The following is a 22,051-nucleotide window of genomic DNA, read 5'->3' on the forward strand; positions in this document are numbered from 1 at the left end:
CGTGAACAATGTCATGCCGGAACCTGTTCATCCGGCATCATTACTATGTTAAATTCACTTCCGCCGGCTGTCAAACGATCCAACGGGACAAGAGAGGCTGCCCCCGGGACAGCCTCTCGCCAGACACTTCGCTTCCTATCTCTCCGAAAGCTTCAAATACAATAGTGCGACATCGACGATATCAATCCGGCCGTCGCCGTTCCTATCGAACTTGCGATTCGCCTCTGCGAGCTCATCGCCTATGCTTTGCGCCGCAGCCTTAACGTAAGTGGAATCGACGCGCGTTATGGCCAGATCTACGGATGGCTGCTCCTCCAGCACGGCGGACTTGTTGCCATAAGCCGTGCTGGACACTTCCGCCCCGCTCTCCAGCAGAACGGCGGTCTCTTCAGCTTCGTCCTTCGCTTTCAGCATCACCTTGGCGATATCCACATCGCCATTGACGGCGCCGCTACCGCTCTGAGCAATCTGGAACCGTATGACGCCAGCCTCGCTTGCATTCGGAGCTATCGCGTTGCCGAATCCATTCAATGGCTCGAAGCTGACGAATTCGAACTTGTCTGCATCAAAGGTCACGCCCGCTCTTACTTTACTCACGTCAACCGCATCATTCGTCGAGACAAGCAGTTCGACCCGATCGCCGACCAGCACATGATCCGATGGCGCCTCAAGCATGAGCGCACCTGTCGTGTCAGCCGTCTCGAGCTCTGTAGTCAGCGCGATATCATCGTAATAAGCAGTGAACGTATTATAGGCGGAGCTGTACAGCATGAACCGTATCTTCGCCGCATCGTCCGGCGTCACGAACTCTACCGACTGCCGCGTCCAAGCGTCCCGCTTGTCGCGATCTTCCGCCTTCACATCGATCCGGTAAGTGGCGATAGGATCAGAGCCGCTTGCCGCATACGCATATACCAGCATAACGGCATCATCCGACGCTTCGCCATCCGCGATATTGATCCACATGCTGACCTCATACTTCTGATTGGCATGAACCGCATGCGGATACGACATATACCCTCCCATCGTCGATGTGCTTTCATCCACGATTTTCAAGGCCGAGCTGCCGCTGCGGCTTCTCTCCGTGCTGAGTGCGAAGTCCAGTCCGTCTGCATAATGCTTGCTCCAGCCTGGAATAACGCCGCTTGCCAGCGGCTGCTCGAACGAGTCGTTCGTGACGGGTACCGTCACCTTCACCTTGGGCAGACCGGAACCGATTGCCACTTCCTTCACCACATCTTCATTCAGCACTCCGCCATATGGCGCGCTTGCCGACAGCTCCGATCCTCGCTTCAAGACAAGCTTTGTCCCGGCGGCCGCTTCCTTCGCCTCGAGAACCAGCATTGCTGCCTCTACACGATCTGCGGTCACGGCATTCGCCGCATCCGTATGGGAGAGATTGAAATCCACCGTACCGGCCACATCCGTATGAACCTTCACATTGACGTCATGACCGTTCTTGAACGAATCCGACGGCTCGAGGCTGACGAAGTCGAACAACGTCTCGTCGTACGTCATAATGGCTTGAACCTTGTGCAGCGACTTCGCGGCATTCACCAGCACGGGGATAGAAATCGTATCGCCTTTCACTACCATTCCCGGTACATCGCCAAGCGCCAGCTCACCTGGTAGATTCGAAGCATCGGTCTCTACAGTAAGCGTGACATCGTCATAATAAGCCGTGAATGTATTCCAGGCCGAGCTGTTCGGCATAATGCGGATATGGTCGGCATTGGACGGCGTTGTGAACGTCACCTTCTCCTGCACCCACCGCTGCGTCAAGCTTCTGTCCGTCACATCCATTCTGTAATCAGCCAGGTTGCCTCTCACAGAGTCATATACATAGACTTGAAGTATGGCGTCGTCGCTGGACTGCCCTTCGGCTACGTAGTGCCACATGCTAATGGTGTATGTTGTATTCGGCTGTACGGCGACCGGATATGTCGTATACCTTCCTCCCAGCGTATTGGAATTGTCCACAATCTTGAAGCTTGCAGTCCCGCTGTGGCTTCTGTCCTCGCTTCTGCCGAAGAACAAGCTGGCGTCAATCGCGCCGAACGGATTCCAGTTGCCGAGAGGCTCATTGTCGAAGGATGTGTTGGCCGTGTAAGCGTATTGAACAGGCTTCATAAGCGGCTGTACAACCTCGTCGGTCACCGGGATCATCATCAGCTCGAGGGCATCATCCTTCAAGTAGTAGATATTCTCCTGACCATCGGCATCCTTGGCGATCGTCATAAAGGTAACGGCTGAACCAAGGGACGGAAGCGTCACATGTTCCATCGTATTCGGATCGACGACTGTGAGCTTGCCCGCAAGATCCGTGTAGAGCAGTCCGTCCTCGCCCCAATGCGTATGGATCGGCCGCCACATCCCATAATTTTTGACCGCCGGATAGATGTCCTTGTACTTCACGACGGAATAATCGTCCGGATTCATGGCGAATAGAACGCCGTCCACAGCGCCCCATAGCAGGCCGTCGCTTCCGAATGTCAGTCCGCTGATCAGCTTTGGCTTGTCGAGCTCCGGAATATTCAAGGTGAAATCTATTATTTTTTTCTTCTGCGCAGTATCCCAGACGAATATCTTCGCCATCTGCTCTGTCGGTTCGACCCCCAACCCCGGAGTAATCGTGGTGGAACCGAACAATATGCCGTCCTTCTCCGCCAGACCAACAATACCCTGATTGGTTACGACATTCTCATACACTTCCACCCCGCCCGCAGCGGGATCGTAGATCGTGAGCGCCCCGGGCAATTTGCCGTATCCCGCAATGGTGCCGATGTACAACTTGTCTCCGAAAGCCTTCATAATATACGGGCGGTCCTGATCATGCTCGATCTCGAATAGCTGCTGTGCCGCCGGAGCTGATGGGGAAGTCGTGTCCAGCTTATAGACGATGGCGTCGGGATATACCCCGAAGTACATGTCCGTGCCCAGCGCGGCCATCCCTTCCGCCTGCCCAAGCGGGAAGTTGACCGTCTCATCCGTCCCGGGATCGAATACGGAGATCAGTCCTCCGGGATAGCCGCTCATGTACAACTTGCCGTCCGGCCCTCGCTCCAGATTGTGGCGCGCGATCGGCACCCCGTTCACGACGGATACCCGGTCGGTCCTTGTGCCCAAGGTGAAGTTAAAGATTGTCATTTTCCCGCTTGACTGCATCGTTACTAGCGATTCGCCCGGAAAGTTCGTCTGGTCGTCGAACGTCACCCATGCCGCACTGCGCATAGAGCTTCCGAATGCAATTCCTGTCGAAGAAGCAGTCTGCGTAGCCAGATCGATCTCGGTAATATGGCCGTTCGCCCCGAGATAGATCTTCCCGTCCCTGGATTCCAATTGATTGAAGTTGAACACGCCCGTACCCGTTAGGCCGCCTTCTGCGCTCTTGCCGATCCGGTTCGGCATCCATTGTCCGCTTCCCATATCGTAGAACAGCAGATCCATGAATCCGGAGCCTTGAATCTTCGCCAGCAAATAGCCGTCCACGATCGCCATATCGTAAACGAACGGTACGTCCTCCGGCGCAACACCCAGCATGCCGGGCACAGGGCCGAAAATCGATTCCTTCTCGCCCGTAGCGACATCCAGCTTGATAATATCCCCTTGCGAGCCAATGCCCGCGTAGAGATAACCCTCATAATAAGCCATCGAGCGCACGTACTGCTGGCCATCGATCATGGAGCCGTAATCGCGGAACAAGCCTGTGCCGGGATCGTACTGGAACACCTCGCCTCGCTGGAACGTGCCGCCGTACACTTTGCCGTCAGGCGCCACTGTCATCGACCAGATCGACTTCTCGCCCGGCAGCGGCTCGCCCAGATTGACAACCGTCTTCGTGACAGGCGAGTACTTCCACAGTTCGCCCTTGCCGGGAGAAGAGACTGTCCCTATGTAGACTGTTCCGTCCGGGGCAATCGAATGACGCCATACTTGCTGCACCCCCGTCAGAGCGAACGAGCGCAGCAGTTTGTTGTCTTTAATATCTATCACGTTAAATACGGCATTGTTCGTCGATACCGTCGTATACATGACATCTCTGCCGTCCTCTTGCCCGACCACCGCATCGTTCAAGCTGACTGAGAACGCCTGCGGACCTTTGCTGACAGCCGCGCCGAATTCCCTGCCCGACAGCTTCGCGATGGAGCTGGCGCTCGCTCTGTCCGCATCCGTCAGAAGCGTCAGCAAGGCGCTCCCGATCAATGCCAATGTCAGCGCCACGCCAGCGAACCGTTTATACCACCGTTTCATTCCCTATCACGCCCTTTCGAGTCTTGTCTTATTGACCTTCCGTTCTGTTCACCTTCAGATGCTCGGACAGTCGCAACAGTATGACCGCCGCATCTTGCCTGCTCATCGCCGCTTGCGGATGGAATTGATTGCTCCCCGCACCCGTAAGCAGTCCGACCGCTTTCGCCTTGTAGACGGCCTTCCTCGCCCACTCGCTTATGCCGGAATCGTCAGCGTACTCCTCTGGAGAAGGCGCCTCGATCTGCCCCACGGCCGCTTCATAGAGGGAGACCGCGATAGCAGCAACCTGCTCTCTTGTTACAACCCGATCTGGCTGAAAGCTGCCATCCGCGTACCCGTTCACCAATCCGGCCGCTTCCGCAGCGGCGATGTACGAAGCATGCCAAGCATCCGCCGGAACGTCGGAGAAGCTGCCCGATGGAGTTCGCAACGGAAGATTCCCCACTCCTACGAGAAGCTTGGCCATCTCGGCGCGCGTCACGTGGCGGTCAGGAGAATAATGCATCTCATCGGTGCCGGCAATAATGTGACGTGATGCTAGTATTTCAATCGCCCGCCTTGCCTCAGCATAAGTCCCCGCAAGATCTTCAAATCTCTTCCTGTACGCAATTGCTGCGTAAATGCCCGGTTCGTCGGCTTGCGCGGAGAAGGCGTCTGCTTCGCGAACCGCATCTCTTACATAAATCCAGCGCTCAGCGGTCTCGTCGTAACGGTACAAGCCCAAGTAGTCGTTGTCCGCGGAAGCGACAGGCACACGAACTGTCACCCGATAAGGCTTCATCTTGCCCTGCGAGCCGTCTTCCAGCGTATACTGCAATCTGATCCCCGATAACAGCTCCAACTCAGCTCCCTCCTGAACGACTCGTTCCAGCTTCTGTTCCGTCAGACGGAGACGTCCTTTAAGGTCCAGACCGCGAATCTCTTCCGGCGCCAACTTCACAACCCCGTTCTTCACAGCCAATTTCACTTCGTCTGCTTTCAGTTCTATCCCCTTGCCGTCCGCCAGCTTCTTCAGCCTCTCGATCTGCTCGAGTGCTTTAGTCAGCTGTTCCACACCGGTCTCGCTGGTCCATAGAAGCTGCCCGTCCACATAACTCTGCAACGCTTGCCCGATCTTGCTCTTCTGCTCCACCGCAGTATTTTTGCGCACCATTTGCAGAAGCTTGTCTGCAATCTCTTCCGCAACGGCGAAGTCGCTCGCACCTTTCAATGCATCTATTAATGAATCCGCCGTATCCCCTGTTCTGCCAACCGGCACATAAGGCACGCTCGGATTGCCCGGTTCTTCCGTCCCGGAGTCATGGACAATCGACAGCTTGAGCGACGACTGTACTTGCAACGGCAGAGTGCGCAAATCCTCCTTCCCTTGATCGTTCAGGTAAATTTCACTCGTAACCGCTTTCACACTTTCCAGTTTCAATTCCGTCGTTCCGCTCTTCAGAGCGTAGAATCGGAGCGCAGCTAAAGCAACGTTCTCATGCAACACTTCATCCTCCGAATTTTTTCTGACCAGCGGGAGCAATAGCGTACCTTCCTCCACCTTCTCAGCGTCCAGTCCTGTATAGCTATCGGAAATTTCACCCGCGCGATACTCCAGGTAATCTGAATCATATCTAATCCGTATTTCAATAGCGTATAAATCGGCGACATCTGTCGCTTCCACAGCGATATCCACCATGGATTCCAACTCCACTGACGCACTGCCGACGGACAGCTTAATCCCGGCATTCGCCTCTGCGCTCGCCGACGCGCCGCCAACCGTTATAAATGCAGTAAGCATTGAGATAATCCCGACCATTGCCAATCGTTTCTTCATTCCGTTGCGCCACCTCTATTCTTCCAGATTTCATTTCCTGCCTACTCCCCTCTGCACCTGTTCGAATCAACTAATCCTCCTTCCGCCAATCCCCCCTCCTTTATACAATCTCTTTTTTGGTATTTATCTGAATCATATCCGTCTCGTATCCCATCATATTTCAGCTTTGTTAGCGCTGTCAATCTCTAATATTACGTTTTTTTGTGGAATGAAGAAGATGATATGACCTGAATAAAATCAGAACACCAAAAAATGCACCTATGCGATATGAGGCTATCCGCCGGCAATGTCCGACTGCAAACCTGATAGGCAAGGTGCATTTCAGCAATGAAAATTTCGTTATTGATAATCAACAATTATGACTTCTTATTCTGTTCGCGAATATTGTACATTCCCTCAATCAAGAGATCGGCAGGGTCGCGATTTAAATGCCAATAAGCCATTAATACATGCAACGGTACCGCGCACACATTGTTTCCGTCCTTTATGTCGCGGAATCCGGCTTCGAATACCGGGCCTTGCTCCGGCACGATGCCAAGACCTGCATGAACGCTCTCCGGCGCGAATTCGCCTCTAACCGCTTCTATGCAATGCGGAACGAGCGTACGATCAATAAACGCTTTTGTCGCTTCTTCGCCTGAGGGCGGAGTAGGAAGCGGCTTGCCGCCTTCCGCCTTCATCATCTCGAAGTAGAAGGAAGCCATCCATTGTGCAGGGTCGTTGCCCGACTGGAATCTTGCGACAAGCTCTTTCAAGAAAAATCCGCAAGCATACGCATTTTTATCAGCATCTGTCACTTGAAACACAAAAATCGGACCGTATCTTTCCTGATTCATCACTTGTCCGGATACGTCATCAAAGAACATTTTCAAAGCCGTCATGCCGTTGTGATAAAGGGCCTTCAGCAATTCAACCATCTTCTCGTTGTTATTCGCTGCTTGATCGTTATTTCCGGCCGTCGATTTCGATTGCGCCGTTTCTTTCGTCATTGTATACACCACCCACTCCATCATACCATTTCTGGAGAGAGAACTAAATGGCGGCGCCTTCATTTGAGCCCAGCAAAGCCCTGCCAATTCTTGAATGCCGGGATTCAGAGTGCAGGACAACACGCGTTCCGTTGCTAATGACATGATGCTACATCTCCAACATTATACGGATAGTCCATCCTTAGCGTTGTATATATAATCATTTTTTCGTATTATTATACAAATAAAGGAGCGTGAGAGAATAAGGTGAATGCCAAATTTATTGAAGAATTGTCCTTAAACGGTTGGCCGTCATTATCAACTGTCGTCTATGACGGCTGGTTGCTGCGCTTTTCTAGCGGTTATACGAAGCGAGCTAACTCCATTAGTCCGCTATATGATTCATATCTTCCGCTTGATGAGAAGATCGTCGAATGCGAGCAGCGCTACAAGGTCATGAAGCAGCCTGCCATCTTTAAATTGACTTCCTTCGCTTCTCCGCCCCGTCTGGATGAACTGCTGGCAGGTAGAGGGTACAAAATCGTGGATCGGACAAGTGTGCAGACGCGGTCGCTGGATGAGGTGAAAGTCCCTGTCATAACATCCGTATCGCTAGAGAAACGGGCAAGTAAACAATGGCTGGACACTTATAGCCGACTCAGCGGCGTGACCAGCAGGCATAGGCATACGATGGAACAAATGCTGGGAAAAATACAAGGGCGAACCGGATACATTATGCTTTATGATGATGCACGGGAGATTGTGGCTTGCGGACTAGGTGTTGTGGAACGAGAATACATCGGCTTGTACGACATTGTAACGGCCTCGCAGCACCGCAATCGCGGATATGGCGAGCAGATGATTCTGCATCTGCTGCACTGGGGACGCGATAATAGCGCCAAGCACAGCTACTTGGCAGTCGTGGCGGACAACAGGCCTGCGATTAGGCTATACGCCAAGCTGGGGTATAAGGAAGAGTATACGTATTGGTATCGGATATGTGCTGAAGATCGATAATCAGGAGATTGCTGAACTGGCCTGGGTGTCCAGTTCAGCTGTGCGTTCGCCAGCGCTTCGATTGGGTAATCGAGGTTGAGCTGAATTCATCGCATCCTGAACCATAATTCTCCTTTAAATCATGAACAATAAAGGGAAATCCACGCTCCCGCTTGAGGAGCGACATATGCTATCAAATGCAACCTACGCAGCTATGCAGTTTCAATCCACGCTCCCGCATGGGGAGCGACTTTCTGATCTTATATTTTCATTTGGGAAAGCATTGTTTCAATCCACGCTCCCGCATGGGGAGCGACAAGATAAACGGTATCGCTCAGGATATCCTCAAGGTTTCAATCCACGCTCCCGCATGGGGAGCGACGTTTAAACATTGCTCAACATGCGGCACCGATATTGTTTCAATCCACGCTCCCGCATGGGGAGCGACGATCAGTTCGACCGCAACGAACTGACCGACACAGTTTCAATCCACGCTCCCGCATGGGGAGCGACACGATTCAAAGAATTATTATTATGCAGTCATTCATGTTTCAATCCACGCTCCCGCATGGGGAGCGACAAGGGCGGTGTATCGCCTTGTAGACCCAAAACTGTGTTTCAATCCACGCTCCCGCATGGGGAGCGACATTCCAACCGCCATCTTGTCAGCTTTAAGCTTTAGTTTCAATCCACGCTCCCGCATGGGGAGCGACATTCCAACCGCCATCTTGTCAGCTTTAAGCTTTAGTTTCAATCCACGCTCCCGCATGGGGAGCGACTTGCGCGGGGGGATTACAATTGAGTCGATTCGAGGTTTCAATCCACGCTCCCGCATGGGGAGCGACTCAAGGTTTCGGCAATAACTTTTGCAAACATAGGTTTCAATCCACGCTCCCGCATGGGGAGCGACACAGACGTTGATGTTAGTTCAATAGCCCCTATAGTTTCAATCCACGCTCCCGCATGGGGAGCGACCTGATCGCGCACGGGAGATACTGCGGATACTTTGGTTTCAATCCACGCTCCCGCATGGGGAGCGACTGTGTGACGAATGCCGCGAGTGACCCATATTGTGTTTCAATCCACGCTCCCGCATGGGGAGCGACCTGGCGGTTGACGAGCAGGTGACTGCTGAACTGAGTTTCAATCCACGCTCCCGCATGGGGAGCGACGGGATCTATCTCAGTAAAGAAGATTAAAGAGCGTGTTTCAATCCACGCTCCCGCATGGGGAGCGACGTACACGTACCAGATTCAACGAGGGATGGAAGTCGTTTCAATCCACGCTCCCGCATGGGGAGCGACCACGGCAGATGCAGCGAGAGCAAGAGAGGATTTTGTTTCAATCCACGCTCCCGCATGGGGAGCGACTGTTTTCAACTGGATTCACTCAGCCTATACGACGTTTCAATCCACGCTCCCGCATGGGGAGCGACTTGGACGATGAGCGGAGCATTCAAAAGATTTCAAGTTTCAATCCACGCTCCCGCATGGGGAGCGACCGGCAAAGTGGGCATATAACAAAATGCGTGAAGGGTTTCAATCCACGCTCCCGCATGGGGAGCGACCTGCAGACTACTTTCATTTTGATATTGTGAAAGTGTTTCAATCCACGCTCCCGCATGGGGAGCGACAATTGCTGAACTTGATCACTACTTCTTAGTAAAGTTTCAATCCACGCTCCCGCATGGGGAGCGACCTGGGTACTGCCGCTGTACGATGAACCTTTTGAGTTTCAATCCACGCTCCCGCATGGGGAGCGACGTAAGGCCGAAGCAGTAGCAACCCATCGCAATCAGTTTCAATCCACGCTCCCGCATGGGGAGCGACCACAGACAAAACGAGTCTCTATTACGCTCCTGGAGGTTTCAATCCACGCTCCCGCATGGGGAGCGACATACAGAGATTTACACCACTTCCTCCAGCACCATGTTTCAATCCACGCTCCCGCATGGGGAGCGACCACTTGTCCCGCTCACAGTCAACGATCTGCCTGCGGTTTCAATCCACGCTCCCGCATGGGGAGCGACCACTTGTCCCGCTCACAGTCAACGATCTGCCTGCGGTTTCAATCCACGCTCCCGCATGGGGAGCGACCGGGGCGAACTGCTGGTAAAGTACGAAGGCGTAAGTTTCAATCCACGCTCCCGCATGGGGAGCGACTTAGTACATCTGGCGTTCGTGATACTGTTACAGGTTTCAATCCACGCTCCCGCATGGGGAGCGACTGACCGCTTACCTCTCCAGACATTGACCAATAAGGTTTCAATCCACGCTCCCGCATGGGGAGCGACGGCGTTACCGGCACGGACTACCTGACTATTGCTGTTTCAATCCACGCTCCCGCATGGGGAGCGACCGGCGAATTTACGTTGCAGATCGAGTTCGAAACAGTTTCAATCCACGCTCCCGCATGGGGAGCGACACCATGTAAAAGCGGCACAATGCCGCCGAGAAATGGTTTCAATCCACGCTCCCGCATGGGGAGCGACGGACATGCACCGGAAGAAGGGCGAGACAACAAGCGTTTCAATCCACGCTCCCGCATGGGGAGCGACATGGCCCATGGTGTTCATGAGAACGATGAATTTGTTTCAATCCACGCTCCCGCATGGGGAGCGACCACAGAGAACGAGAAGTAAGAAAGTGGTTTGAAGTTTCAATCCACGCTCCCGCATGGGGAGCGACCTGTAGCTGCTCGCGTAAAGATCCCGCAGTCAGTGTTTCAATCCACGCTCCCGCATGGGGAGCGACTAAAAGCATTACGCTGGATACCCAAAGCCGCTAGTTTCAATCCACGCTCCCGCATGGGGAGCGACAATGTTAAGGATCCAACGCATTCCATAGACAATGTTTCAATCCACGCTCCCGCATGGGGAGCGACGTGCAATTTAGCGCCAAACAGACGGAGGAGCTGTTTCAATCCACGCTCCCGCATGGGGAGCGACCCATTCAAAAGCAAAAGGACCACTTCACTGAGCTGTTTCAATCCACGCTCCCGCATGGGGAGCGACCCCAAACTGTGAAGAAAGGTGGGAGACGCAATGTTTCAATCCACGCTCCCGCATGGGGAGCGACATGAGCAACGGCTGATTGAATGGGCGACGAACAGTTTCAATCCACGCTCCCGCATGGGGAGCGACTAAATGACCGGGTGGTATTTTTGATCGATAACGGTTTCAATCCACGCTCCCGCATGGGGAGCGACTGCGAGGCGGTGGTCAAACTGCTGCCTAAAAACCGTTTCAATCCACGCTCCCGCATGGGGAGCGACAGAAGGAACAGAGAAGAGAGAATCAGGCTGCGGGTTTCAATCCACGCTCCCGCATGGGGAGCGACCAGGTGGGATTACGGCAACTTGATCGTATGTGAGTTTCAATCCACGCTCCCGCATGGGGAGCGACCGGTAGTATTCGGAGCGCCCGCCGATGATAGCGGTTTCAATCCACGCTCCCGCATGGGGAGCGACAGCATCCCTAGAAAAGCCTGATGGCTCTAGGAGTAATAAGGCAATTTGCGCGAACCCCCTGAACTTGCAAAAAAACCGTATGTCCGATTCCCTGAAAACTGCCCGTAACCCCAGTCCCAGTAAGGGATTGCGAACCTCCCCGGGTTTTCATGTTCACTTGGGGTTCGCACAATTAAATCAACAACAAGCCGTCCACATCGTAACCTTGCTTCGCACCGACATGCTCGACTTTCCTCTTCCATTTCGCTCCTAGTTGATAATATCTCAAACTGTCTACGGACGGGTCAATGATTTTCTCCAATTTCAATTGCAATTCTTTAAACTGCTGTGGATCAACCAAACACTCAAATACGGAATTCTGAACACGTTGACCGTAATTTTCGCAGGTCTTGGCTACATGACGCAACCTTCGCTGTCCTCCCTCCGACGATGTGTTGACATCATAAGTAATGAGCACCATCATAAGCGTTCTCCTCTACTTCCAGAAGAATGGTGGATAATCATCCAAATCACCCCTCATATGTCGTGCTAACAACATCGCTTGCGCATACGGTAATAATCCGATCGCTATCTTTTCATCGAAGAAAGGATGACGAATCTCTTCTTTCTTGCGCTTCTGCCATTCAGTCAGCACAACTTTCCTAGCGTCGTCCGTCAGTACGAATGCTCCCGATTCTTTCTCAATGAAATCATCGCGCACTACCTGCTTCCGATTAATAAGCGTCAATACGCACCGGTCCACCAAGTACACGCGAAATTCTTCCATTAAATCCAATGCCAGCCCATTCCTTCCCGGCCGATCCCGATGAAGATAACCAGCTTGAGGATCTAGTCCCACCGTCTCCAAAGCGCTAGTCACATCACTGGCAAGTAATGTATACAAAAATGATAACAAAGCATTCACGCGATCTCTCGGCGGTCGTCTAACTCTCCCCATGAAAGGGAAGTCCGCCCGATCTGCCATAATCTGCTCAGGAAGCGCGGAAAAATAATGTCTGGCAGCCAACCCTTCTACCCCTCGCAGCTCATCCAAAGTCTGGCTCTGCTCAACTTCTCTTAATTGTCTGCTCAGCAATGACACAACTCGCTCACACTGTTGCACATCCACCCGATCCCCATAATCCCTCAAGGTACGTTTCACTGAGACACGAGCATTCACGATCTTGGCGTAAATAAACCGTTTGGCAAGCCGCAGAGACTGCTCCGCTTGATCACACCAACGATATTGCGTACGACGCAAATGAATATTGCCCGTCGTCTCCCCAGTCACTCTAGCTTTGAATTTTCCCGCAGGCGTGAGAAAGATAAGCGCAACGTTATTCTCCACACAAAGACTCATCGCTTCTGGACTCATCCCCTGATACCCAAATATGACGACAGATTCCAGATTAATAATGGGTAATTGTATTTCCTTCACGCCTTCTGCACGAACGAGTAATGTCTCGCCCTTGCAGCTCACATACACCTGATCCATAGTGAGATATAAGGTGTTCAGCAATCGTCTCATGCTTCCACCTCTTCCTTAATCGCCTACTTAACGTAATAAGCTGCTGATCTCGCATGATCTTGACTCCACTTAGGCTTGCATAATGTGAACAGCGAGCATGATTTGCAATGATTTTTATACACAGCTTTAGGCGTATGAGCCGAATCATACAACTCTCTCATATGTCCAATCACTTCGATAACTCGTTCTCGCAACCTTGTTGTCAGCTCAATTTTCTCTCGCCGCCGAATCTCGTTATAATAGATTTCACCTACTGTAATCTCTACATGCATCATTTCTTCCAGACACATCGCTTGTGCACATAGTTGCAACGCATCCCGATCGTCCGATTTCGGCTTGCCACGCTTGTATTCAATCGGTTTTACCAGCCAGCAGCCGTCGCGTCCTTCCAGCTTGACTGTTCCAGGCGTATCCAGATCGACCCGTTTAAACTCAACGACATCTGCGAATCCCCGTATACGGTATTCCTCCGATAACAAGGGCATTCTGCGAACGATGCGCTTATCCTTTCGGGTTTCATCGAAGTTGTCATCATCCACCCGTTCATGCACATCATTGCCTTCAGTCGTCAGCACATTCTCCTTCCACTGCTGCTCGATATGAATCAATGCCCACTGACGGGGGCAGAAGGCATAATGCTGAATACCCGAAATCATAAGATAATCATCATCCGATTCTATTTCCACTATCATCGCCCCGCCCCCTATCAGTTCACAGCTTCTCCAATATGGTTACGCCGCCAGGCGCATCACCAATTGTCACCTCATAATCGTCGAAAGAACGTGGCATTTCCGACTCCGGTCTGCGCTCGACTTGAACGAGCTTGAACAACTTGTGGGCCGGAGCGTTGCCAAGCTTCGAATCATGCTCGAATACGATCAGTTTCTGCGCAGCCATCTTGCCTCTCGATGCGGATCGGTCATGATCGAACATATTCACTAGCGCTGACCATAGCAGTTCCAAATCTTCCTCTCCGAAGTTCGTCTGATTCGCAAGCGGAGCCGAGATGAAGCCCTCCATCCGGTATAAGCCATAAGGTACAATGCTCTTGCGCCCCATCGTGCGCTCCTTCTCTGCATCCCTCTCATTCGTCACCGCCATGCGAGTAATCGTTACATCAACAGGCGAGATCGGGTCTACACTTTTGGAAAAGCTGAATTGTACAGGACCGCGCACCTGCCCGCAATTCACTCCCGTAGTCATGACCGCGCCGAATGCGCGTATGTCATAATATTTGTCACACATCCACCGAGCCAGCGTTTGCTGATCCTCCCGCTTTTTCGCCTCCATTTTCTCCGCTTTATTCTCTTTCAACTCCATATCGGGATGATGCTGGAATGCTTCTTTGTTCAAATTATTCAAGACGGCTGCTTCCTTTACGTAGATTTCATATGACGGCGCATTTTCCTGCGCTAGCTCAATATAATTGCGCACTTTGCGCTTCATGCATACATCCGTAACGAGACCGCAGCCTGTCTCCGGGTCGATGCGCGGCAGATTTCCTGCATCAGGGTCGCCGTTCGGATTCCCATTTTCTACGTCAAATAATAGAACGAACTCATATCTTTTCGTTAATGGTGTTTTATTCATAGCGGATATCCCCTTTTTCCGGTTTATTGGTCTTGCTGGCTCTTATAGAAGCTTTCGCGCTTATGGTAATAACCGATAGCAAACATGCCTTGCTCTTCCAATGTCATTCTGCGAGGAAGCTTCTCCGGCAAAGCTGACATTACTTTCTGAATCAGATCATCATTGTACTTGCCCCATTTCTCGTCTTTGGACACATGATGCTGCGCCAGATTCAACAATCTTGGAAACACGGTAGACGGAGATGCCGAAGCCGCCCCCCAGAAACGGTCTCTCACTGTAGCATTCAACTGCTGGCCTAGTGCATTCGCCTGCGCTTTCTCCAGACAAGCAAACAATCTTCCAAGATGGTACGGCACACTTGTAGATTCTATATTTTCGCCCATTGTCAGCTCTCCCTCCAATTGATCGTCGCCTCTCAAGCGAGCGCTACGCTTTAAATATGCTTTCAGCATCGCTGCCCGCAATGCTCCGATCTTATAAATCCCCTTCTGCGGATTGTCCTTGTCCGCTCGTATCCGATTGATTAGCTGAACGAATACAGCACGGGAATAAGCTCCGCCAAGCATCACCGATCGGAACAATTGTCCTTCCATGTTCGGGGGAATGTTGCCCCACTCTCGGCCAACGGCCAGCTCCCGCAGTATCTCACGAATGGCGGGGCTACGGTTCAGACCTACGATGGACAAGTCTTCATAATGCTGCCATACTTTAGCTCCCAGCTCTTTCAGCGTCCCGGTATACCAGAAGCGGATGGCAACTCTCGCCGCATTCGGCGACAGGCCCAGCACATAGAACTTGGCATCTCCGTTCAAATCATCGAACGTATCTTGGAACCGCTGGCCTTTGCGTATCCCTTCAACAGCGCCCTTGACTCGTTCTCGAATACTATCAGCATCCGGACTTTCAGAGTGTTTACTTCCTTGCTCACTGCTTTCCTGCAATAAGCATGTCAGGAAATCCTGTTCTTCTTGCCGACCCGACTCTACCCAGAACACAACTGTCGTATCGTTAAAGCGCACGCGATGCTTGGGATCTGCCAGCAATCTGTTCAGGACATAGCCGTATGCATCGGCCGCTTTTTTGGAAGTTGGGGCGTTATAGGATTGCTCCTTGCCGTACGAACAGAAAGAAGGAATATTGAATGAAACAATCGCTGCGCCAGAGGATTGAGCGCCTACTACATTTTTAATGTTTGGATGAAGCCTTGCAATCTGGCTGACAGGTACAATTTCTCCCGTCATTAAACACATTTGCTCTTCCCCTGCCGCTCCGTCCTGCTCTTGTTGGCTGTAGCCCTCCCAAGCTGTCTGCAACATGCGGTCATCGTGCATATACCGCCCTGTCGGTGCATATCGCAACACGCAAAAACCGCCACCCAGCAATGAAGCTCGCACATCCTCCGACAGTATTCCGTCCAACTGTGCAGTTAGCTGCTCGGCATCCCATGCAATGAACTTATGGAGAGCTTGTACTTCAGGCGTATTCTCTTTCACTCTATCTAAAATCTTCTGCCACTCCGCTCGCATCTCTATTCGACATATTTCCCGCATTTCCAACGATTCCCCAAATAAGTACTCCGCTTTATCACAGAGAAAGTATGGAACGATTGTCTTCCCTGCTCGTTTCCGCTGCTCCGGCACAATGTAAGTTCGCTTCGCCGGCTTACCCTTTTCATTCACATAAGGAATAATACTGGAAACTTGTCCTTCTTCGTCCAAATGAACTTCAAAAGCCGCAGCAACAGCGCTATACCCTTCTCGCGGAATGCCATCGCTTTCTTCTTCCAGCAATTTCTCGTAATAGGCGTAGAGCGATTGAAGGATCAACGCATAGCCTCCCTTCTGGACGGAACCTCCACAATGCCGTTAATCATCTCCGCCCGGAAGAAATACGGCGTCACTTGCACAACTTCACCCTTGTCATTCAATTGATAAGTCTGATCCAGCAGCATATAACCGAGATCCACTGTGCCTGTATGCACACTATGAGCCATATCCCCCTCCTCGATCAACTCGAATTGAACCGGAAACTCACGTGTTCCGAAGTAAGGCCGATGAAAGCACTGGCCTTGTCTTGCCCGACGAAGGAAGATATTATAATGCTTCTCCGGCGTATCTTCCTCCCCTTGCTTGTCGGTCATCTCAAAGTGGGCTTCTATGATATAAGCAACATCTTTAAGCACCAAAGATGCGCGTTGTTGACGCTCTTCAGCTGCATAGATCTCCGTCTTTCTCTTCGATGCCTTCGACTCAACTTCATTGCGCCGAATATTGTCGAATACGATGGGATTCAGCACATGAATGCGGTCGACCCGCCAGTTGATAGCCGGCTTCCAATGTACGGCTTCCAGAATCCCTCTGGCCGCTGAGGGCGTCATGACATCATAGCTTACTCGCTCTACCCGCATCTCAGGTCTGGAGAACAAAGCATAATCTCCCCATACCTTCAGCTTGATCCCGTAACCCATGCGTACATCTCCTTCATTATTAGAAAATTAAAATGTCTTGCTCAACAGAAGCATCCGCTTGGAGCAGACCCGCCTCTTCGTTGTAATAGGAAGCGTCGGTCAAATATAACGCACCGCTTGCTTGCCGCAGTAAATCGGCTTGTAGCATGGCAGTCAACTCATACTGGTACACTTGAACCGAATAAGGCTGCAAGGCACGAAGTTGCTTATTCGGGTACGGGCTGCCCTTTAACTCCTCGATCCACTTCACCGCCTTCTCATCGTAAGGCACGATAATGGCCCGCATTTTATCATCGATAAACTGAACACGCTCCGCAATTTCCTGAAAGGGGATTTCCCCGTTCTTCCGCTTGTCCCACAACAAATCCAAAATACCCTCGGAGTCAATAAGCTTGTTATGCGAGCGGAAGCGTTGCTTCACTGCTATTGAAGTGCCATTCAATCCGTAAATTCGATCAAAGTAGTTATCCATCGCTTCTTGTGACAACGGATCTGCATGCACATAACGCATCACATTGCCCGCTTCCGTCGCTGTTTCTTTCATCCAACCTCGCGAAGGCATGCCGTGCTGCTCGGGATAGAAGACCCGCACCTCGCCCTTATCGCGATTCCCTTCCCGATTGCATCTGCCTGCCGCTTGTGCGATGGAATCCAGCCCTGCCATCGCGCGCAGCACGATAGGAAAATCAATATCTACACCAGCTTCAATAAGCTGAGTGGATATTAATCGACAGGGGAGTTGATCTACCAATCGTTCCTTGATCTCCTCCAACACCTCATGACGATGTCTGGCGCACATGCGGCCGCTAAGATGATACAGACCTTCAGCAGCTTCCCCTTTCAACCGATCATACAGTTCCTTGGCATGTCTGCGAGTATTGACAATACAGAGTACTTGCTTGTTGCTCAGCATCCAATCGACGACAATTTCATCGCCGATCGGCTCTGCCGGCGATCCGTGCGAAGAGATTTCTACTCGTTTGAACGATTGGAACAACTCCTGAGGAGTAGGACTATCCATCATTTCTGTAACCGCAGCACCGAGTTGTTCCCAAGGAGGTTGCGTAGCCGTGCATAATACAGCCGTGCAGCCATACGATTCTACCAGTTCTTCCAATGCTCGTAAGCATGGCGCCATATAGCCTCTGGGCAAGCTCTGTGCTTCATCGAGTACAACGACAGCATCGGCGATATGATGCAATTTCCGGCACTTGCTTCTCTGATTGGCGAATAGCGACTCAAAAAACTGTACCGATGTCGTGACAATTATGGGCATATCCCAGTTCTCGGTACTCAGCTTTAATCTTCTAACCTCGTCATCGTCATAATTTTCCGAATATTCTTCGTGATTGAAATTAGAGTGATGTTCCAACACAGCTTCGTCTCCAACTGCTTTCCGAAAATGTCGTGCTGTCTGATCAATGATGCTAGTAAACGGAATGACATAAATGACTCGGCGTTTGCCATGCAAGCTGGCGTGCTTCAGAGCAAATGCAAGCGAAGAGAACGTCTTCCCACCGCCTGTCGGTACAGAGAGCGAAAATAAACCGGGCGGTAATTCGGCTTGACGCAAACAAGCTTGTTGAATGCTTTGGCGCTGCCTGTTGACGACTGAGCTGTCCGCATCGCTGAATGACTTCAAGTGCAATTGCAGCCTTTCAAACAATTGTTGCATAGACGGAATTGATCTATTCTCCATCAGTAATCGATCATCATCATTGCAGTAGTCCCTTGTATCCACGGAGTCGGCATCCACCAGAGTTGAATAGACCATTCGTCCTAGAAAGCTGTACTTCCATCCCAGATTATCTACACAAAGCAGCTTAGGAGTGAAGCCATAGGGAATTGCTCTTCGCATTTCTTTAATATGAAGCTCTCCCCATGCTGCTGTGTATGATGGAATAGAGGGAGATTCTCTTGCGATACGATGCCAATATGTACCTTCTGCGTCCTTCGTGCCGTAATTTCTCAGGCCACCATGATGTCCGGCAATAGCCATAGACACTAACTTTGCAAAAAAAGCATCGAGTCCCGTCGCACCCTTATATTTCGTTAACCATTCAGCTTGAAGGGTCCATCTTGCTCCTGCAGTAGAATGATCGACGCGCCGCTTACTCCCGGCAAGACGCTGTTGAAACTCTTCTGAATACTTTCCCAGATCGTGCATCAGTCCAGCGATATATCCTAAGTGGCCTGCCCCGAAAACATTCGCATACTGTTCAGCCAAGTGTGCTACATTTTCCAAATGATGCAGCAGCATTTGGGGCTGGCCTTCCTCCTTCGTATGCGCATAAAAAGACATATTTCACCCACCTTCTATAAGGAAATGAGCTAGAAAACCAATTTTCGACAAAATCAAACGCCATCATATCATATTCTATAAAAGTTAATGTTTTCCTTTAAATTCACAAAAATTTCATGTGCTTTTTTTAGGTCTACACGCCTATATAAAAAAACGCCCAATTCAGCAAGCGTCACTGCTGAAGGAGCGGCTATGCTCCTGTGCAAGGAGCGACGATATCATGGCGTGTATTAAATCCTCGACTTCCAGTTTCAATCCACGCTCCCCGCGTAGGGAGCGACGAGGAGATACCGGCGGATCGCCTGGACCTGGTTGTTTCAATCCACGCTCCCGCGTAGGGAGCGACCATAGGCAATATCGCTGATTCCCGTTTCCTCAAGTTTCAATCCACGCTCCCGCGTAGGGAGCGACTGACAAGGTAAATCGGGAGGATCAGCTGACTGCTGTTTCAATCCACGCTCCCGCGTAGGGAGCGACTACAATATACTAGGCATATATATCTATTACATTGTTTCAATCCACGCTCCCGCGTAGGGAGCGACGTTATTGTCGATCAAATCGAATGATTGCTCCAACGTTTCAATCCACGCTCCCGCGTAGGGAGCGACAATGGCAGACAGGGCGCATTTTCTCAAAGTCTATGTTTCAATCCACGCTCCCGCGTAGGGAGCGACTTACCTGTACATGGGTCTCCGCTTCGAGGACAAGGTTTCAATCCACGCTCCCGCGTAGGGAGCGACTCAGGGCGTGGGGCAGGCGCTTCGCCGGTTCGACGTTTCAATCCACGCTCCCGCGTAGGGAGCGACCAACGACCAGCGGCTGGTGAGCGCATTAATGGGCGTTTCAATCCACGCTCCCGCGTAGGGAGCGACCCACGGTTCCCAGCGTCGAGCCCGTAGAGTTTCACGTTTCAATCCACGCTCCCGCGTAGGGAGCGACCTGCTGCGCAAAATTGAAAGTCAAATCGAAAAAATGTTTCAATCCACGCTCCCGCGTAGGGAGCGACCATTGTATGCGGTAGTGGTCAGTCAATAACGAGGTTTCAATCCACGCTCCCGCGTAGGGAGCGACACAGCGCTAGAGATGACGGTTGTTTCTACTACTGGTTTCAATCCACGCTCCCGCGTAGGGAGCGACCTTAATGCTATGACAGTAAATCAGATGAATGCGACGTTTCAATCCACGCTCCCGCGTAGGGAGCGACGACACGGTGGATTATTGGTGACAGGTAATATGTGGTTTCAATCCACGCTCCCGCGTAGGGAGCGACGAACAGATCAAGGAGTTGGTTCGTGCTATGTATCGTTTCAATCCACGCTCCCGCGTAGGGAGCGACGGGGCATCGAGCTTAACGGTATTGACGCTCTGTTGTTTCAATCCACGCTCCCGCGTAGGGAGCGACCTGCTGACATTTCAATTCCTCCCTATTTCCTCATGTTTCAATCCACGCTCCCGCGTAGGGAGCGACACATGACGAAGTGGGTGCCGAGCTTGGCAGTCCTGTTTCAATCCACGCTCCCGCGTAGGGAGCGACCTATCGGGCACGGACAGGATATAAGGATCCGAAGTTTCAATCCACGCTCCCGCGTAGGGAGCGACTCATATTGGGGATTTGGGGATGGCGATTAGCTAAGTTTCAATCCACGCTCCCGCGTAGGGAGCGACTTCAGATGGATCGATTACGTCTAATGCCAATTGGTTTCAATCCACGCTCCCGCGTAGGGAGCGACCAAATCTTGCATATCCTGATACTTGCGCCCAAGTTTGTTTCAATCCACGCTCCCGCGTAGGGAGCGACGCATATCAGATAACACGTTTTACGCCCGTGTGAATCGTTTCAATCCACGCTCCCGCGTAGGGAGCGACTTGATATGCAGGATCGCTGTACTGGTTATACTTGTTTCAATCCACGCTCCCGCGTAGGGAGCGACTCGACGCTTGCACAGTTGGCTAACGTACCGAATGGTTTCAATCCACGCTCCCGCGTAGGGAGCGACGTAGTGGAATATATCAAGGCAAATCCTGACTCGTTTCAATCCACGCTCCCGCGTAGGGAGCGACCAACGGCTGGCAACTGTTCATTGCGATCAGACGGTTTCAATCCACGCTCCCGCGTAGGGAGCGACCTGCGTGCCGATATCGTAAAATCGCCGCTGATGGTTTCAATCCACGCTCCCGCGTAGGGAGCGACGCGGGCTGAAGTAGCCAAGAAGGTGCTGGAGTGGTTTCAATCCACGCTCCCGCGTAGGGAGCGACTGACCGCATCAATGCCGCCCTATCCCCCAAGGAGGTTTCAATCCACGCTCCCGCGTAGGGAGCGACCTCCAACGGTCTGGATCATAGATAATAACATTATGTTTCAATCCACGCTCCCGCGTAGGGAGCGACCTCACCGCGCGTTGTCTCCTACTGGTGCAGCGGCGTTTCAATCCACGCTCCCGCGTAGGGAGCGACTTATTGTCCGCTATTCATATGTTTCTTGTTTTATTGTTTCAATCCACGCTCCCGCGTAGGGAGCGACGACTGACCGCGGCGGCGAACTCGTTGTCTACGCGAAGTTTCAATCCACGCTCCCGCGTAGGGAGCGACTCGTGAGCAGTCGGACATACAAATAAGATTCTACGTTTCAATCCACGCTCCCGCGTAGGGAGCGACCACCGGGACTTGGCGGTAAAATCGAAGAGAG

11 protein-coding genes and 2 CRISPR repeat arrays are annotated in these 22,051 nt (G+C 51.8%); of the genes, 1 reads left to right on the top strand and 10 read right to left on the bottom strand.

All coding sequences use genetic code 11. The features are described from left to right. Nucleotides 1–135: 135 nt before the first annotated feature. The 3 genes from M6D81_RS18290 to M6D81_RS18300 all read right to left on the bottom strand — a co-directional run bounded on the left by M6D81_RS18290 (nucleotide 136) and on the right by M6D81_RS18300 (nucleotide 7,056). Nucleotides 136–4,251 (bottom strand): cohesin domain-containing protein, encoded by a 4,116-nt coding sequence (locus M6D81_RS18290; protein WP_262678354.1) that lies wholly within the window; start codon nucleotides 4,249–4,251, stop codon nucleotides 136–138. Nucleotides 4,252–4,279: 28 nt separating this feature from the next. After that, entirely contained in the window at nucleotides 4,280–6,067 is a 1,788-nt protein-coding gene (locus M6D81_RS18295) for an S-layer homology domain-containing protein (RefSeq protein ID WP_262678355.1), read from the bottom strand. A gap of 356 nt (nucleotides 6,068–6,423) precedes the next feature. Beyond that, nucleotides 6,424–7,056, bottom strand: coding sequence for a hypothetical protein (locus tag M6D81_RS18300; protein ID WP_262678356.1), 633 nt, complete (start codon nucleotides 7,054–7,056; stop codon nucleotides 6,424–6,426). A gap of 246 nt (nucleotides 7,057–7,302) precedes the next feature. On the opposite strand from M6D81_RS18300, the gene M6D81_RS18305 reads away from it, so the two are divergent. Further along, nucleotides 7,303–8,052, top strand: a complete 750-nt coding sequence (locus M6D81_RS18305) for a GNAT family N-acetyltransferase (RefSeq protein WP_262678357.1) — start codon at nucleotides 7,303–7,305, stop codon at nucleotides 8,050–8,052. A 198-nt stretch (nucleotides 8,053–8,250) separates the two neighbouring features. Next, nucleotides 8,251–11,499: direct repeats of the CRISPR family, unit length 32 nt; unit sequence GTTTCAATCCACGCTCCCGCATGGGGAGCGAC. A 172-nt stretch (nucleotides 11,500–11,671) separates the two neighbouring features. Here M6D81_RS18305 and cas2 read toward each other — a convergent pair. From cas2 to cas3, 7 genes are read right to left on the bottom strand one after another with little or no spacing between them, the layout of a single operon-like run. Next, nucleotides 11,672–11,962: a CRISPR-associated endonuclease Cas2 gene (cas2, locus tag M6D81_RS18310; protein WP_262678358.1), complete on the bottom strand. Its 291-nt coding sequence runs from the start codon at nucleotides 11,960–11,962 to the stop codon at nucleotides 11,672–11,674. Between the two features lie 12 nt (nucleotides 11,963–11,974). Then, nucleotides 11,975–13,006, bottom strand: a complete 1,032-nt coding sequence (gene cas1c / locus M6D81_RS18315) for a type I-C CRISPR-associated endonuclease Cas1c (RefSeq protein ID WP_262678359.1) — start codon at nucleotides 13,004–13,006, stop codon at nucleotides 11,975–11,977. Between the two features lie 23 nt (nucleotides 13,007–13,029). Further along, the gene (gene cas4, locus M6D81_RS18320) at nucleotides 13,030–13,698 is read right to left on the bottom strand and encodes a CRISPR-associated protein Cas4 (RefSeq protein ID WP_262678360.1); all 669 of its coding nucleotides are present in this window, start codon (nucleotides 13,696–13,698) and stop codon (nucleotides 13,030–13,032) included. Nucleotides 13,699–13,717: 19 nt separating this feature from the next. Next, the gene (cas7c, locus tag M6D81_RS18325; protein ID WP_262678361.1) at nucleotides 13,718–14,596 is read right to left on the bottom strand and encodes a type I-C CRISPR-associated protein Cas7/Csd2; all 879 of its coding nucleotides are present in this window, start codon (nucleotides 14,594–14,596) and stop codon (nucleotides 13,718–13,720) included. A gap of 23 nt (nucleotides 14,597–14,619) precedes the next feature. After that, nucleotides 14,620–16,422, bottom strand: coding sequence for a type I-C CRISPR-associated protein Cas8c/Csd1 (cas8c, locus tag M6D81_RS18330; protein WP_262678362.1), 1,803 nt, complete (start codon nucleotides 16,420–16,422; stop codon nucleotides 14,620–14,622). Continuing rightward, on the bottom strand, nucleotides 16,419–17,063 hold the full coding sequence (gene cas5c / locus M6D81_RS18335) for a type I-C CRISPR-associated protein Cas5c (protein ID WP_262678363.1): 645 nt from the start codon (nucleotides 17,061–17,063) through the stop codon (nucleotides 16,419–16,421). Before cas5c ends, cas8c begins: the two co-directional genes overlap by 4 nt. Before the next feature lie 19 nt (nucleotides 17,064–17,082). Next, on the bottom strand, nucleotides 17,083–19,365 hold the full coding sequence (gene cas3 / locus M6D81_RS18340) for a CRISPR-associated helicase Cas3' (protein WP_262678364.1): 2,283 nt from the start codon (nucleotides 19,363–19,365) through the stop codon (nucleotides 17,083–17,085). A gap of 314 nt (nucleotides 19,366–19,679) precedes the next feature. After that, a CRISPR array of direct repeats spans nucleotides 19,680–22,020; the repeat unit is 32 nt; unit sequence GTTTCAATCCACGCTCCCGCGTAGGGAGCGAC. Nucleotides 22,021–22,051: the final 31 nt, after the last annotated feature.

This window comes from Paenibacillus sp. J5C2022 (assembly GCF_025567625.1).
GTDB lineage: Bacteria > Bacillota > Bacilli > Paenibacillales > Paenibacillaceae > Pristimantibacillus.

Coding starts and splice junctions, on each gene's coding strand:
- M6D81_RS18300 (WP_262678356.1), bottom strand. CDS start 7,056: ATGACGAAAGAAACGGCGCAATCGAAATCGACGGCCGGAAATAACGAT.
- cas5c (WP_262678363.1), bottom strand. CDS start 17,063: ATGGGTTACGGGATCAAGCTGAAGGTATGGGGAGATTATGCTTTGTTC.
- cas3 (WP_262678364.1), bottom strand. CDS start 19,365: ATGTCTTTTTATGCGCATACGAAGGAGGAAGGCCAGCCCCAAATGCTG.
- cas2 (WP_262678358.1), bottom strand. CDS start 11,962: ATGATGGTGCTCATTACTTATGATGTCAACACATCGTCGGAGGGAGGA.
- cas7c (WP_262678361.1), bottom strand. CDS start 14,596: ATGAATAAAACACCATTAACGAAAAGATATGAGTTCGTTCTATTATTT.
- M6D81_RS18295 (WP_262678355.1), bottom strand. CDS start 6,067: ATGAAGAAACGATTGGCAATGGTCGGGATTATCTCAATGCTTACTGCA.
- cas1c (WP_262678359.1), bottom strand. CDS start 13,006: ATGAGACGATTGCTGAACACCTTATATCTCACTATGGATCAGGTGTAT.
- M6D81_RS18290 (WP_262678354.1), bottom strand. CDS start 4,251: ATGAAACGGTGGTATAAACGGTTCGCTGGCGTGGCGCTGACATTGGCA.
- cas4 (WP_262678360.1), bottom strand. CDS start 13,698: ATGATAGTGGAAATAGAATCGGATGATGATTATCTTATGATTTCGGGT.